At 53.5% G+C, this 14736-nt stretch carries 12 protein-coding genes and 1 tRNA gene; 6 read left to right on the top strand and 7 right to left on the bottom strand.

Annotated elements, in window-relative coordinates:
• The first annotated feature begins 69 nt into the window (after positions 1 to 69).
• Both CHU32_RS01580 and mgtE read left to right on the top strand, forming a co-directional pair.
• Positions 70 to 1713 (top strand): multidrug ABC transporter permease/ATP-binding protein, encoded by a 1644-nt coding sequence (locus CHU32_RS01580; RefSeq protein WP_103674478.1) that lies wholly within the window; start codon positions 70 to 72, stop codon positions 1711 to 1713.
• A 147-nt stretch (positions 1714 to 1860) separates the two neighbouring features.
• A complete protein-coding gene (gene mgtE, locus CHU32_RS01575) occupies positions 1861 to 3297 on the top strand; it encodes a magnesium transporter (protein ID WP_103674325.1) in 1437 nt (478 codons plus the stop codon).
• Here mgtE and CHU32_RS01570 read toward each other — a convergent pair.
• Positions 3260 to 4507 carry a SulP family inorganic anion transporter gene (locus tag CHU32_RS01570; protein ID WP_103674324.1) on the bottom strand — a complete coding sequence of 416 codons (1248 nt, stop codon included), beginning with the start codon at positions 4505 to 4507 and terminating at the stop codon, positions 3260 to 3262. The two genes, mgtE and CHU32_RS01570, sit on opposite strands and share 38 nt — an antisense overlap.
• Before the next feature lie 323 nt (positions 4508 to 4830).
• Between CHU32_RS01570 and mqo the strand changes: the two genes are divergently transcribed.
• Positions 4831 to 6423, top strand: coding sequence for a malate dehydrogenase (quinone) (gene mqo / locus CHU32_RS01565; protein WP_245880167.1), 1593 nt, complete (start codon positions 4831 to 4833; stop codon positions 6421 to 6423).
• Between the two features lie 30 nt (positions 6424 to 6453).
• On the opposite strand, the gene CHU32_RS01560 is transcribed toward mqo, so the two are convergent.
• The 4 genes from CHU32_RS01560 to CHU32_RS01545 form a co-directional block, all read right to left on the bottom strand.
• Positions 6454 to 6693, bottom strand: coding sequence for a DinI family protein (locus CHU32_RS01560; RefSeq protein ID WP_103674322.1), 240 nt, complete (start codon positions 6691 to 6693; stop codon positions 6454 to 6456).
• 379 nt (positions 6694 to 7072) lie between these two features.
• Positions 7073 to 7149 (bottom strand) — tRNA-Pro (locus tag CHU32_RS01555).
• Positions 7150 to 7224: 75 nt separating this feature from the next.
• Positions 7225 to 8985, bottom strand: coding sequence for an LPS biosynthesis-modulating metalloenzyme YejM (gene yejM, locus CHU32_RS01550; RefSeq protein ID WP_103674321.1), 1761 nt, complete (start codon positions 8983 to 8985; stop codon positions 7225 to 7227).
• A 19-nt stretch (positions 8986 to 9004) separates the two neighbouring features.
• Positions 9005 to 9232, bottom strand: coding sequence for a YejL family protein (locus CHU32_RS01545; protein WP_049841267.1), 228 nt, complete (start codon positions 9230 to 9232; stop codon positions 9005 to 9007).
• A 132-nt stretch (positions 9233 to 9364) separates the two neighbouring features.
• Here CHU32_RS01545 and yejK point away from each other — a divergent pair, with 132 nt between their 5' ends.
• The gene (yejK, locus tag CHU32_RS01540) at positions 9365 to 10372 is read left to right on the top strand and encodes a nucleoid-associated protein YejK (protein WP_103674320.1); all 1008 of its coding nucleotides are present in this window, start codon (positions 9365 to 9367) and stop codon (positions 10370 to 10372) included.
• A 56-nt stretch (positions 10373 to 10428) separates the two neighbouring features.
• Here the strand turns inward: yejK and rplY are convergent, their stop codons facing one another.
• Together rplY and radD are read right to left on the bottom strand one after the other, a co-directional pair.
• Positions 10429 to 10713, bottom strand: coding sequence for a 50S ribosomal protein L25 (rplY, locus tag CHU32_RS01535; protein WP_103674319.1), 285 nt, complete (start codon positions 10711 to 10713; stop codon positions 10429 to 10431).
• Between the two features lie 124 nt (positions 10714 to 10837).
• The gene (gene radD / locus CHU32_RS01530; RefSeq protein WP_103674477.1) at positions 10838 to 12598 is read right to left on the bottom strand and encodes a DNA repair helicase RadD; all 1761 of its coding nucleotides are present in this window, start codon (positions 12596 to 12598) and stop codon (positions 10838 to 10840) included.
• Positions 12599 to 12736: 138 nt separating this feature from the next.
• On the opposite strand from radD, the gene rsuA reads away from it, so the two are divergent.
• Entirely contained in the window at positions 12737 to 13438 is a 702-nt protein-coding gene (gene rsuA, locus CHU32_RS01525) for a 16S rRNA pseudouridine(516) synthase RsuA (protein WP_103674318.1), read from the top strand.
• Positions 13439 to 13450: 12 nt separating this feature from the next.
• The gene (locus tag CHU32_RS01520) at positions 13451 to 14647 is read left to right on the top strand and encodes a Bcr/CflA family multidrug efflux MFS transporter (RefSeq protein WP_103674317.1); all 1197 of its coding nucleotides are present in this window, start codon (positions 13451 to 13453) and stop codon (positions 14645 to 14647) included.
• Positions 14648 to 14736: the final 89 nt, after the last annotated feature.

Genomic DNA, 14736 nt, shown 5'->3' with positions numbered 1-14736 from the left:
TAAGAATTATTCTTGATGTCAGCGGCGAGCAGTTTACACTGCTGGCTGATTTTGTTGCGGATGATATTTATGGAACTTCTCCTGCTTGTCTGGCGTCAGTATCGCTGGCCGTTTATCGCGGTCATGGCGCTGAGTTTAGTCAGCGCTGCGCTTGGCATTGGGCTTATCGCCTTCATTAACCTGCGTCTGATCGAATCTGTAGACACAACGCTACTCGTGTTGCCGGAATTCCTCGGGCTGCTGGTGCTACTGATGGCAGTAACGCTTGGCTCACAGCTGGCGTTGACGACGCTCGGCCATCATTTTGTTTACCGCCTGCGCACCGAATTTATTAAACGCATCCTTGATACTCAGGTTGAGCGGATTGAGCGGCTGGGCAGCGCGACATTGTTGGCAGGGTTGACCAGCGATATTCGCAATATCACTATCGCGTTTGTTCGCCTGCCTGAGCTGGTGCAGGGGATCATCCTGACCGTAGGTTCAGCCGCCTACCTGGCAACGCTCTCCACAAAGATGCTGCTGATTACCGCGCTGTGGATGGCATTAACCATCTGGGGTGGCTTTGTGCTGGTTGCGCGCGTGTACCGGCATATTGCCACATTGCGTGAAACCGAAGATAAGCTCTATCACGATTATCAAACCGTTCTTGAAGGCCGCAAAGAGTTAACGCTTAACCGCGAGCGTGCGGAGCATATTTTTAATAACATCTATGTGCCAGACGCGAAAGAGTATCGCCATCATATTGTTCGCGCCGACACCTTCCATCTGAGTGCGGTGAACTGGTCCAATATTATGATGCTGGGCGCAATCGGGCTGGTGTTCTGGATGGCAAACAGCCTTGGCTGGGCCGATACCAACGTTGCGGCCACCTATTCATTGACACTCTTATTCCTGCGCACGCCGCTGCTTTCCGCGGTTGGCGCATTGCCGACGCTGCTTAGTGCTCAGGTTGCATTTAATAAACTCAGAAAATTCGAGCTGGCCACGTACCAACCTGAATTCCCACAGCCGAAAAGGCATTCTCAGTGGCAGACCCTGGAGCTACGGGATGTAACGTTCAGCTACCAGGAGAATACGTTCTCCGTGGGGCCGATTAACCTGACGCTCAATCGCGGTGAGCTGGTATTTCTGATTGGCGGTAACGGTAGCGGTAAATCCACCCTCGCCATGCTGCTGACCGGGTTGTATCAGCCGGTATCCGGGCAGATTTTACTGGACGGCATGCCGCTGGCAGCAGACAGTCCGGAAGACTACCGGAAACTTTTTTCGGCGGTATTTACCGATGTCTGGTTGTTCGATCAACTGTTAGGCGCAGAAGGTAAGCCTGCCGATCCGCAACTGGTTGACCGCTGGATAAAACAGCTGAAGATGGACCATAAACTGACGCTGGATAATGGCAAAATCCTCGATCTCAAACTGTCGAAAGGGCAGAAAAAACGCGTGGCGCTACTATTGGCACTGGCGGAGGAGAGAGAAATTATTCTGCTGGACGAGTGGGCTGCCGATCAGGACCCGCATTTCCGCCGTGAATTTTATCAGGTTATTCTGCCGTTGATGCAGGCAATGGGCAAAACCATTTTCGCCATCAGCCATGACGATCACTATTTTATCCATGCCGACAGACTGCTGGAAATGCGTGACGGCCAGCTTGCTGAGCTAACCGGCGAGGAACGGGCCCAGGCTTCGCGAGATGCCGTAGCCCGTACGGCCTGAAAACAGTGCCTCCTGTTCAACAGGAGGCACCACCGCTTATTTTTTCCGCACTCATTCACTCCGTTTATCATTAATGGTCAACGCCGCGCTATGCTTAATGCGCCAGGCACCTTGCCTGACGTAATAAAATGACCCAAGGATCTCCCGATGTCCGTTTCGACAAACAACAGCGCCCGGTTGCGCGATGAAGAGCGTGCGCGCCTGATCTGGCTGCTCACCACCGATAAAGCCATTACCTCCTCACTGCTGAATAAATTAACCCTCGTTGAGCAGTTCGACAGTGGCGCGCTGGAAAATCAAATTGCCGAAGTTGGCGTTCTGGTTGAACACCTGAAGCCGGCCGATCTTGCTGACACCCTGGAAGCCCTGCCAGCCGAAGAACGACGCGCGCTATGGCTGTTGATTAGCGAAAATAAGCGCGGGCAGGTGTTACTTGAGGCCTCCGAAAACGTCTGGGACGATCTTATCGATCAGATGAGTGATAAAGCGTTGCTGGAAGCGATGAATACGCTTGATATTGATGAGCAGATTTATATCGTTCAGCACCTGCCGCGCAACCTTACGGGCCGCCTGCTGGCTACGCTGTCTCCGGCTGAACGTGCGCGCGTACGTCAGGTAATGAATTATGATCCCGGCAGCGTTGGCGCGATCATGGAATTTGAAGTCATTACTGTGCGCCCGGACGTGACGTTGGGTACGGTCCAGCGTTATCTGCGCCGGCTGGGCAAGATGCCTGAGAATACGGATAAACTGTTTGTGACCGACAGGGAAAACAAACTGCTTGGCGAGCTGGAGCTAAAAACGATCCTGATTTCCCCTGCCGGGATGAAAGTTGGCGATGTAATGGAGCGCGATATCCTGGCCTTCCATCCCGACGAAAACGCAGAAAAAGCCGCGCGAACCTTCGAGCGTGATAACCTGATAAGCGCAGCGCTGGTCGATCCTGCCGGCAAGCTGATGGGCCGTATTACCATTGATGAAATTGTTGATGTGGTATATCGCGAGACGGATAACGATTTGCGTCAGATGGGCGGCTTAAGCGGCGATGAAGACGTTTTTGCCCCGGTGCATAAAGCGGTAAAAACGCGCTGGGCGTGGCTGGCGGTCAACCTGTGTACCGCGTTTATCGCCTCGCGGGTGATCGACGGTTTTGAACATACCATTTCAAAGCTGGTGGCGCTGGCCTCGCTGATGCCGATTGTCGCGGGCATCGGTGGCAATACCGGTAATCAGACCATTACGATGATCGTGCGGGCGCTGGCACTGCAATATATTCAGCCTGGCAACTTTTCCTTTCTGATCCTGCGCGAGATGGGCGTTGCGCTGATCAACGGTCTGGTCTGGGGCGGGATCATGGGCGGTGTGACCTGGGCACTGTATGGCGATCCGGCGCTGGGCGGGGTGATGATGCTGGCAATGGTGCTGAATCTGCTGGTGGCTGCGCTAATGGGCGTGCTGATCCCAATGGTGATGACCAAATTCGGTCACGACCCGGCGGTCGGCTCAAGCGTGATGATCACTGCCATCACCGATACCGGGGGCTTTTTTATTTTCCTTGGTCTGGCGACGATTTTTCTGCTTTAAGCCGGTATTTTCGCTTAATGTGGTACGGTACCACCGCCATGGTCATTACGCCCGCCAGCACGCCGATCGCCAGATTCCCCGTTGATACGGTGGCGGCGACGGTCACTACCATCACCACGGTTTCCGGCCACGGCGTGCTTTTCAATGTGCCGGGCTGGATACTGTGCCAGCTAAAGGTTTTTAGCGCGACAATCACCATGATCCCCGCCAGTACCGCCATTGGAATTTTTGCCATGACCTCACTTAATGCCGTCACCAGCAGCAGGAGGACGATCCCGGCGGCGAGGGTAGAAAGGCGGCTACGTGCGCGTCCCATCTCCACGTTCACAATCGTTTGACCAATCATCGCACATCCGGCGATACCGCCATAAAAGCCTGCCAGAATGTTGGCGATACCGAGGCCCGTGCTTTCCCGATGCTTATTCGAGGGGCTAATGGTCAGATCGTCCACCAGTTTTGCGGTCAGTAGCGACTCCATTAATCCGACAAAGGCAATGCTTAATGCGCATGGCCAGATTATGTTCAGCGTCGTGAGATCCAAAGGCACCTGCAGCTCGCTAAGGCCAGGCAGACCACCGCTCATTGAACCTGCATCCCCCACGGTGGGCAGCAGTTGGCCGGTGGTAACGGTAAAAATCGTCAGCAGCACAATGGCAATCAGCGGCGACGGAATACGTTTTGTCAGGCGCGGTACCCACAGGACAATCAGCAGCGTCAGCACAAACAGCCCGATGACCAGCGGATTCCGGCTCCAGAAGTGGGGAATCTGAGCGAAAAATATCAATATTCCCAGCGCATTAACGAAGCCGGTCATCACCGCCTGCGGGATAAATCGCATCAGGCGCGCCATACCGCTCAGGCCAAAAATAATCTGAATAATTCCTGCCAGAACTACCGCAGGCAGAATATAACCCACACCGTGTTGGTGAACCATTGGCCCGATGACCAGTGCTACAGAACCGGCTGCTGCGGTCACCATCGCCGGACGCCCCCCGAGCACGGACATAGCGAGACACAATACAACTGAAGCGATCAGGCTCACTTTTGGGTCGACGCCGGCGATAACAGAAAAAGAGATGACTTCCGGGATCAGCGCCAGGGCCGTGATCACCCCGGCCAGAGATTCGCGCAGCAGTAACGCGGGCGAACGTATTACGCCTGCAATGGTACCCGGTTGGGCAGGTGAGAAAGACGATTGAGTTTCAGGCATACCGATCCGCAAACAATATAAAGGCATCCATAACAATTAACAGGCGTCCGTGCGGAATATCACAAAACGCAGGATAGTAACGGCTGGCTCAACGCAGGACCAGCATTTTTTATCATTTGCGCTTTTCAGTTATTAAACATTTTTATAACTATCCATAAAACTAAATTTAAAGTTTAAACAATATTTAATTTGTTAAGCGGCGGTGATAACGTGGAAACCCCGAATCGTTTCACCTGCATATCTCAGAACGTGAGTTCCGTAAGGCAATTACTACGATGAAAAGAAAAACGGCCATCAACAGTGTCGGGGAGAAAGATCGGCTTATGAACGCCATCGCCGCTTCCCGTGAACAGGTTACCGATGTGTTGTTAATTGGTGGTGGCATCATGAGCGCCACGCTGGGGACGTATCTACAGGAACTGGAGCCGACGTGGTCTATCACCATGGTTGAGCGCATGGAGAGTGTTGCTCAGGAAAGCTCAAATGGCTGGAATAATGCCGGTACGGGGCATTCTGCCCTGATGGAACTGAACTATACTCCGCAAAACCCGGATGGCTCCGTCAGTATTGAAAAAGCGGTACAAATTAATGAGGCCTTTCAGCTTTCACGTCAGTTTTGGGCGCATCAGGTCGGGCGCGGCGTTCTCAGGCATCCGCGCAGTTTTATTAATAGCGTACCTCACATAAGCTTCGTCTGGGGCGAGGAACATGTTAATTTTCTGCGTGCACGTTATACGGCGCTTCAGCAAAATCCGCTGTTCCAGGACATGCGGTACTCGGAAGATCATCAGCAAATTAAAGACTGGGCACCGCTGGTGATGGAAGGGCGTAATCCCCAGCAAAAAGTGGCGGCAACGCGCACCGGCAATGGTACAGACGTCAATTATGGCGAAATCACCCGCCAGCTTATTGCTGCGCTGCAGACACGGGATAATTTTTCTTTGCAGCTCAGTACGCAGGTCCGGGACTTTAGACGTAACGCTGATAAAAGCTGGACCGTGCGGGTATCCGATACGCATAACCCTAAAATCAGCCGTTTGATCCGGGCAAAATTCATTTTTATCGGTGCGGGCGGTGCAGCGTTAAAATTGCTACAAAAAACCCGTATCCCACAGGCGAAGGACTATGCGGGTTTCCCGGTGGGCGGACAGTTTCTGGTATGTGAAAACCCTGATATTGTCGGGCACCATCTGGCAAAAGTGTACGGTCAGGCTTCCACCGGCGCACCGCCGATGTCGGTTCCTCACATTGATACCCGCATAATTGACGGTAAGCATGTAGTGCTGTTTGGACCCTTCGCCACTTTTTCGACCCGTTTTCTCAAACACGGCTCGCTGTGGGATCTGCTCAGCTCTACTAACACTTCAAACCTGCTACCGATGATCCATGTCGGGATGGATAACCTTGCGCTGGTGAAATATCTGGTCGGTCAGGTCCTGCAAAATGATGAGGACCGCTTCTCGGCGTTACGTGCTTATTACCCGCAGGCGAAGAAGGCTGACTGGCGGCTATGGCAGGCCGGCCAGCGAGTGCAGATTATCAAACGCGAGGCGAAAACGGGGGGAGTGCTGCGACTCGGTACCGAAGTGGTATGTGACGATGAAGGCACGGTGGCCGCTCTGTTAGGTGCTTCTCCCGGTGCTTCGACTGCCGCCGCCATCATGCTCGAGCTGATGGAAACTGTGTTTGCGCAGAAAATGGCATCGACGGCGTGGCAGGAGGCGTTAAAGCAGATCGTACCGGGCTATGGAATACCCTTTAACGGACGTCAGGCCACTTCGCAGGAGATGCTGGCCTGGACCAGTAAGGTGCTGGAACTGGATTATGCCCTGCCGTGTCAGCCGGATGCGATACCGCAGACGCCACGCGCGCTGCCAGTCGTGAGCATCGCGCCTGTTGCAGATATCGCGCTGTAAAATAGTGAAAGCGCCCGACACCAGGGGCGCTTACTCCGCTACCAGCCACATATCGGCTTCGTCGAACATCTCTTCCAGCATGCGGTTCAGTTTTTCCCGATCGCTTTTACTGGCATCGCTGTTCAGCCCGTTGGCCTGCATGGGTTTTACCCGCACGTCAGCGTCGGGAAAGAGTCGATGAACGCGACGCGTCAGTTCCTCAAGGATAATTTCCCGCGCGTTGGGAAGGCCAGCCACGTTACGCTTATCATAAACCAGTTCTACAAACATTTTACCGCCTCTGAAATACTGTCTTTATGTACAGCAATTTACCAGCCGCGGCGAGAAAGTACAGTGCTTTCGTGGGCTTTTTGTGCGCAGGGTCATCGGTCAATACAGGTCAATCTTATTATGCCAGAACATGGCATCATCGCCATGTTCTTACAGCGCTATTTGTCATTGTGTAAGTAAAGCAATTACGTATCTGTTAGTAGTAACGAGCGACCATAACCCCGTCCTTCAACGGGGCATTATAAAAGCGGTGTTCAGGATCACTATGGTGTAAAAGCCGTGGGTAGGGTCGATTGGGAACGTAGAGATAAGGCGATATACAATAAGGAAATGAGAGTATAAAAAAACCAACCTTGCGGTTGGTTTTTTAAGGGTTCTTTGGTCGGCACGAGAGGATTTGAACCTCCGACCCCCGACACCCCATGACGGTGCGCTACCAGGCTGCGCTACGTGCCGATTTGTGGGCTAATACTACCTCTTTCACCGACGATTGCAAGCCACCAACCTACTGACTGATTTATAATTAATCAATTAGTTAGCAACAAACCGTTTTTCGTCCGTCAGCACTTGCAACAGCAAACTCATTTGCGGTTTATGGTCGTGTATTTTCTCACCCCGGGCGTTCCAGGTCTTATAGTCGCCATTGTGGCTCAGCACGACCGTTTCCTGCGGCGTGGTGATCGCCAGCGTATTGCCGCTGGCTGCCGTTACCCAGTTATAACGACGAGTCACGCTGAACAGATCCTGGCCCTGAGAATATTCATTAGCTGGCGTAGTGACCCGTAGCAGACGCTGCATCAGCGTCGCCATTACGTCTTTATGGTCGGTGAGGGTGTTTATACGCTGCGCAGGCGTTCCCGGCCAGTGAATGACCAGTGGAACCTGAAGGTGGGCGCGAGACCAGTCAAACTCATTACGCTGGTTATCCAGCGGGACGCCGTGACCCGCAGTGATAATCACCACCGTGTTATCAAGCTTGCCAGAGGCTTTCAGGGCTTCCAGTACGCGGGAAATCTGCGTGTCGACGTCAGCGGCGGCCCGGGCATAGCGACGGGTAAAGGCTTGCTGATTGCTCTCATCGACGCTGGTACCATTCAGCGCGATCCATGAGAACCAGCGATTATCTTCCTGGGCGTAGCGATCGAGCCAGTTGATCCACTGGTTAGCTGTTTGTGTATCCGACTGCGTCCTGGCTGGAGGCAGTGAAAAATCAGACAGCAACGCCTGGCGATAAAGCGGGCTGCTAAAGCCGTCGGACGAGAAAAGACCTAACTGATAGCCCTGTTGATTTAGCGCAGTGACCAACGCAGCAGGAATTCGCGACGAGAGTACGCCATCCATATAGCCTGGTGAAATACCATAAAACAGGCCGAAAATGCCGTTGTCGGTGCTGTTCCCCGAGCTCATGTGCTGAGTAAAGTTAATATTCTGCTGGGCGAAGCTGGCAAGCCATGGCATCTGCTGTTCATAGCGTGAATAGTTGAGACCGTCCACGGTGATCAGCAATACGTTCTGGCCGGTACCCATATCGCGATAATGCAGATCGCTTAGCGGATACTGAACGGAAACGGCTTCCGGATCGCCCTGCTCGATCAGTCGACGCTGATAATCCTGTGCATCCAGCAGCCCGTGTTTCTCCAGGAACCGACGAGCGGTCATCGGGTAGGAAAGCGGCAGGTTAGCGCGCTGCATGGTGATCGGGCGATAGAAATTGGCGTCGGCCCAGATATAAATGCTGTGCGAGCCAATAAAGGCGACGAAAAACAGTGCCACCACCGGCCGGGCATAGCGTCGCCGACGCGTCAGGCTGCGCAGCTTCTGCCAGCTCCAGGTGGCAAACAGCATTTCAATCAGCAAAATCACCGGCACGCTAATAAACATGAGTTGCCAGTCGCGGGCGGTTTCATTTTGATCGGGATTAAACACCAGCTCCCAGACGATGCGATTAAGATGCAGGTGAAAGCGCGTGAACACTTCGCTATCAATGAGCAGCAGCGTCATCCCGCAGGTCGCAAGGATAGCGGAAATAAAACGCATCAGCCGCTGCGACATCACCACGAACGTCAGCGGGAAAAGGATCAGCAGGTAGGTAGCGAACACCAGGAAACTGAAATGCCCGACAATACTCAGGTACGAATAGATCCGCCCGGCAAGCGTGGTCGGCCAGTCGGCGACAAAAAGATAGCGGCTGCCGATCGCCGTTGCCAACAGGATGTTGAACAAGGCAAACCAGTGCCCCCAGCTAACCATCTGGGAGACTTTTTCACGGTAGCGCTGACGATGAGTCACCATATGCAGTCGTTCGTTTTCCTTAGTGCGCCTGTTCGTCGCTGACCGAGGATTGCAGCGCCTGGGCAAAAGAACGGGCGATAGCCTGACGCTGAGCCGGTGCGACGCTGGTATTAATCAGATTCGTCACCATGTTTCCCAACACCATCAATGAAAGATCGGTGGGGGTTTTGTGTTTTTCTAATACATTGACCAGCTCGCTCAGCAGTTGTTCAACGTGTTCATCACTATAGCGGGAGTGTTGTGGCATAAATCAAAATCAGTCTGTTCATGAAAGGGCAACATATTACCGTAGCAACAGCTTTTTTTCCCCTTTTTTTCACCTTACACTGTGGGGCCCGGCGGTGGTTGAATACCGTTCGGTCTAAAAGGAGAGTTTACCATGAGTCTGGATATCAACCAGATTGCCCTGCATCAGTTAATCAAACGTGATGAACAAAGCCTTGAGCTGGTGCTGCGCGATTCATTGCTTGAGCCAAATGCCGCCGTCGAAGAAATGATGGCCGAGCTGCACCGGGTCTATAGCGCCAAAAATAAAGCTTACGGTTTGTTTAGCGAAGAGAGCGAACTGGCGCAGGCGCTGCGTTTGCAACGCCAGGGCGAGGAAGATTTCCTGGCCTTCAGCCGTGCGGCAACCGGGCGACTGCGCGATGAGCTGGCGAAATATCCGTTTGCTGACGGTGGCATCGTTCTGTTCTGCCACTACCGTTATCTGGCGGTGGAATATCTGTTAGTCGCTGTGCTGAACAACTTAAGCAGCATGCGCGTTAATGAAAATCTGGATATCAGTTCCATTCACTATCTGGATATTAATCATGCGGATATTGTCGCCCGTATCGATCTTACTGAATGGGAAACCAACCCGGAATCCACGCGCTACCTGACGTTCCTCAAGGGGCGGGTAGGGCGCAAGGTCGCCGACTTCTTTATGGATTTCCTCGGTGCCAGCGAAGGGTTAAATGCTAAAGCGCAAAACCGCGGTCTGCTGCAGGCGGTGGACGACTTTACCGCCGAGGCTCAACTGGACAAAGCAGAACGCCAGACCGTGCGTCAGCAAGTGTATGATTATTGCAGCGAGCAGCTTCAGGCGGGGGAAGAAATTGCCCTGGAATCATTGTCAAAAGAGCTGTCCAGCGTCAGCGACGTCAGCTTCAGCGAATTTACCGCTGAGAAAGGCTATGAGCTGGAAGAGAGTTTCCCGGCAGACCGTAGCACGCTGCGTCAGCTCACCAAATACGCCGGTAGCGGCGGTGGATTAACGATTAACTTTGACGCATTACTGCTTGGTGAACGTATTTTCTGGGACCCGGCCACTGATACGCTGACCATTAAAGGCACGCCGCCGAATCTGCGCGATCAGCTTCAACGCCGTACTTCTGGTGGAAAGTGAGCCTTCAGCCATAAAAAAACCCCGCCGGAGCGGGGTTCTTCTTAACTTGTCAGCGATTACGCGCGAACGAAGTCGATGTGAGACAGTTTTGGCTTGAACGGATGACGCTGTACAGCCTGAACTTTCACGTTTACTTCTTTGCCATCGATAACCAGAGTCTGCACTTCGCTGTAGAATTCAGCTTTAGCTTGCAGGTTCATCACTTTGTCGTGATCCAGTTCGATAGCGATCGGAGCTTCAGTTCCACCGTAAACGATAGCCGGGAACTTGTTAGCTGCGCGCAGGCGGCGGCTCGCACCCTTACCCTGCTCTTTACGTACTTCTGCGTTGATAGTAGACATTTATTTCTCTCTTCATTAAATCCTGCTACAGGCGACCCAGTAACAGGTAAGCGATCTGCTTTGCGTATGCAAAAGCGGGCGGTATTCTATACCTGAACGCCTGTCACAGCAATGAAAAGCGCGATTAACCGCGTAATTCATTCGCCCGCCGGAAACGGCCGGCGTAGTCAAACAGCTTTTCGCGCACCTGCCAGTACTGACCCTTCTTACGTGCCACCACAAAATCCGGATGGCGGAGCAGGGATTGCTGAGCGACGAGATCCGCTGCAGTGCTCCAGCGTAGCGGCACGCCGGGTGTGCGGGTATGCGGACGAATAAAAAGCTGTTCGAAAGCGGTCCGCTGTGCCGGGGTGTGCAGACGGAAACGTTCACTGACGTCGGCACCATCTTCATCGTAATACGTGATTTTTAGCCATTCCCCTTTTTCGTCGCTGCCGTATTGCAGGGCCATCCCGCCACAGCGTAGTACCAGCGCATCCTTTAATTTCAGCGCCGCTTTCAGCATATCGTCGGGATCAACCAGCACCGTATCGCACTCACGGCAGCGGCGGGCGGCAATATCATTTTCGGCGTTACATTGCGGACAATTTTTGAAGCGAAAACGATAGTCGCACTGTTCGCGATGGCCTTCGTCATCCTCAAACCAGCCCTGGCAGCGGCGACCGAAATGCTCAATAAGCGTGCCGTCTGCAGTGGTTTTCCCCCAGAACGTATTGGCAAAGCCGCAGGCAGGGCAAAAAACCTGTACCGGCACGTTGTCGCTCTTGCCTTTTGGCGCACCTACCTCTGGGGCATATAAATCGTGTGGGTTGCCCGCATAATCAAGAATCAAGCAGTCGATCTTGCCTGGCGAGAGGCGCAGTCCACGACCCACAATTTGCTGATACAGGCTGACCGATTCCGTAGGACGCAGAATAGCGATTAAATCCACATGTGGCGCGTCAAAGCCTGTGGTCAGTACCGAGACGTTGACCAGGTAACGAAACTGCTGCGCCTTAAATGCGTTAATCAGCTCATCACGCTGTGCACCCGGTGTTTCGCCGGTAATAAGCGCAGCCTCATTAGCGGGCAGCAGGCCAAGGATTTCCCGCGCATGCTCGACGGTGGCGGCAAAAATCATTACCCCTTTGCGCGACTGGGCGAATTCAATAATCTGGCTGATGATGTGCGGCGTGACCCGCTGCTGTTTTTTCAGCTCGCGGTTGAGATCCGCCTCACTGAAAAGACCATTACTTTGCGCCTGAAGGCGGCTGAAATCGTAGTGGACGATCGGCATATCCAGCCGCTCTGGCGGCGTCAGATAGCCATGTTTAATCATATAGCGCAGCGGCAGCTCATAAATACAGTCGCGGAACAGCGCCTTTTCATCACCGCGCACCATCCCGTGGTAATGAAAACGATAAATCCAGCCTTTGCCGAGACGAAAAGGCGTGGCGGTAAGCCCTAGCAGCCGCAGGCGGGGGTTCGCCGCAGATAAATGCGCCAGAATTTGTTGATACTGACTGTCGGTATCATCGCTAATGCGGTGGCATTCATCGACAATCACCAGGGAAAACTCGCCCTGGAATGCTTCAAGATTACGCGCTACCGACTGTACGCTACCAAAAACCACTTTACCGTGACTCTCTTTGCGCTTCAGACCAGCGGCGAAAATATCTGCTTCCAGCCCCAGCGCCAGATATTTAGCATGGTTCTGCTCGACCAGTTCTTTAACATGGGCAAGCACCAGTACGCGCCCACGCGCCACTCTTGCCAGTTCGGCAATGACCAGGCTTTTACCGGCCCCTGTTGGCAGTACAATGACTGCGGGTTCCTGATGCCTGCGAAAATGGGCGAGGGTGGCATTCACCGCTTCCTGCTGATAGGGACGAAGAATAAAGGTCATAATCATCTTAAATAGTACGCCACGGTGCTTTTTCCCTTGAGCGGCGGGCATTGCCCGCTATACTGGGGGGTGTAACACCGCTTCTTTTTTCGGACAGCGTAGTCCGACTCCAGGCATAATTACAGGCAAAAATAATTCATGCGACTTGATAAATTTATCGCTCAGCAGCTTGGCGTAAGCCGTGCTATTGCCGGGCGTGAAATTCGTGCCAACCGTGTCACGGTAGATGGCGAAATAGTAAGGGACAGCGCCTTTAAACTTCAACCAGAACATGAGATAGCCTACGACGGCAACCCGCTTGCCCAGCAGCATGGCCCGCGCTATTTCATGCTGAATAAACCGCAAGGGTACGTCTGCTCCACTGACGATCCGGATCATCCGACGGTGCTTTATTTCCTCGACGAGCCGGTGGCTTACAAGCTGCACGCTGCAGGCCGTCTGGATATCGACACCACGGGACTGGTGCTGATGACCGATGATGGCCAATGGTCGCATCGTATCACGTCTCCACGCCATCACTGTGAAAAAACCTATCTTGTGACGCTGGAATCGCCGGTAGCAGAAGACACCGCAGAGCAGTTCGCCCGCGGTGTACAACTACATAATGAAAAAGATCTGACTAAACCTGCCACACTAGAGGTCATTACCCCAACCGAGGTACGTCTGACCATTAGTGAAGGACGTTACCACCAGGTCAAACGCATGTTTGCGGCGGTGGGCAACCACGTGGTGGGCCTGCATCGTGAACGTATCGGCGGCATTGTACTGGATGCCGATCTTGCGCCGGGTGAATACCGTGCGCTGACAGAAGACGAAATTGCCAGTCCTGGCATGCCATAACAGGAGTTACGGGTGACGACAAAGCAGCGCTCCTCGCTGGGTATCGTGTTTATTCTTGGCCTGTTGGCCATGCTGATGCCACTTTCGATTGATATGTATTTGCCTGCTTTGCCGGTCATTTCCGCGCAGTTCGGCGTGCCCGCCGGTAGTGCACAAATGACGCTCAGCACCTACATTCTTGGTTTTGCGCTCGGTCAGCTGCTTTACGGGCCGATGGCGGATAGCCTTGGGCGTAAGCCGGTGATCCTCGGAGGCACGCTGGTTTTTGCTGCCGCCGCCGCCGCGTGCGCGCTGTCGCAGTCCATCGACTACTTAATTATTATGCGCTTTTTCCATGGCCTGGCGGCGGCTGCGGCTAGCGTGGTGATTAACGCCCTGATGCGCGATATTTATCCGAAGGAAGAATTTTCGCGCATGATGTCGTTCGTGATGCTGGTGACGACCATTGCACCGCTGGTGGCCCCGATGGTGGGAGGGGCGGTGCTAATCTGGTTTAGCTGGCATGCGATTTTCTGGATACTCGCGATTGCCGCGCTACTGGCCTCGGCGATGATTTTCTTTTTTATCGACGAGACGCTGCCCGTTGAGCGACGGCAGAAATTTCATATTCGCACCACCGGGGGCAACTTTGCCTCGCTGTTTCGCCACAAGCGCGTATTGAGCTATATGCTGGCCAGCGGATTCAGTTTTGCCGGGATGTTCTCATTTTTAAGCGCCGGACCGTTTGTTTATATCGAGCTTAACCATGTCCTGCCACAGCATTTTGGCTATTACTTTGCGCTGAATGTGGCTTTCCTGTTCGTCTTAACCATCGTTAACAGCCGATTTGTGCGGCGGGTCGGGGCGCTTAACATGTTCCGCGCCGGGCTGTGGGTGCAGTTTGCCACAGCGGTGTGGCTGGTGGTATGTGGGCTTTTCGATGTCGGCTTCTGGTCGATGGTGGTGGGGGTCGCGGCGTTTGTCGGCTGCGTGTCGCTGGTGGCGTCAAATGCAATGGCGGTGATCCTGGATGAGTTTCCGCATATGGCGGGAACCGCCTCTTCTCTGGCCGGCACCTTTCGCTTTGGCATTGGCGCGATTGTCGGCGCGCTGCTGTCGCTGGCGACGTTTACTACTGCCTGGCCAATGATCCTCTCTATTGCCTTTTGTGCAGCCAGTTCTGTCCTCTTTTGCTCGTACGCCAGCCGCAGTAAAAAGCGCGCCCGCTAATCTTTTCCGGGGACGTTATCACGTCCCCGTTCCTCTGATTACGCCTTAATTGTTTATTTTTTGTAAAATCAATTTATGTAAAAAGTCAC

Origin of the sequence: Superficieibacter electus, from assembly GCF_002915575.1 — a bacterium.
Taxonomy (GTDB): Bacteria; Pseudomonadota; Gammaproteobacteria; order Enterobacterales; family Enterobacteriaceae; genus Superficieibacter; species Superficieibacter electus.
Note: the sequence above shows the minus strand (reverse complement) of the source record. Positions and strands in the feature narration are given on the sequence as shown.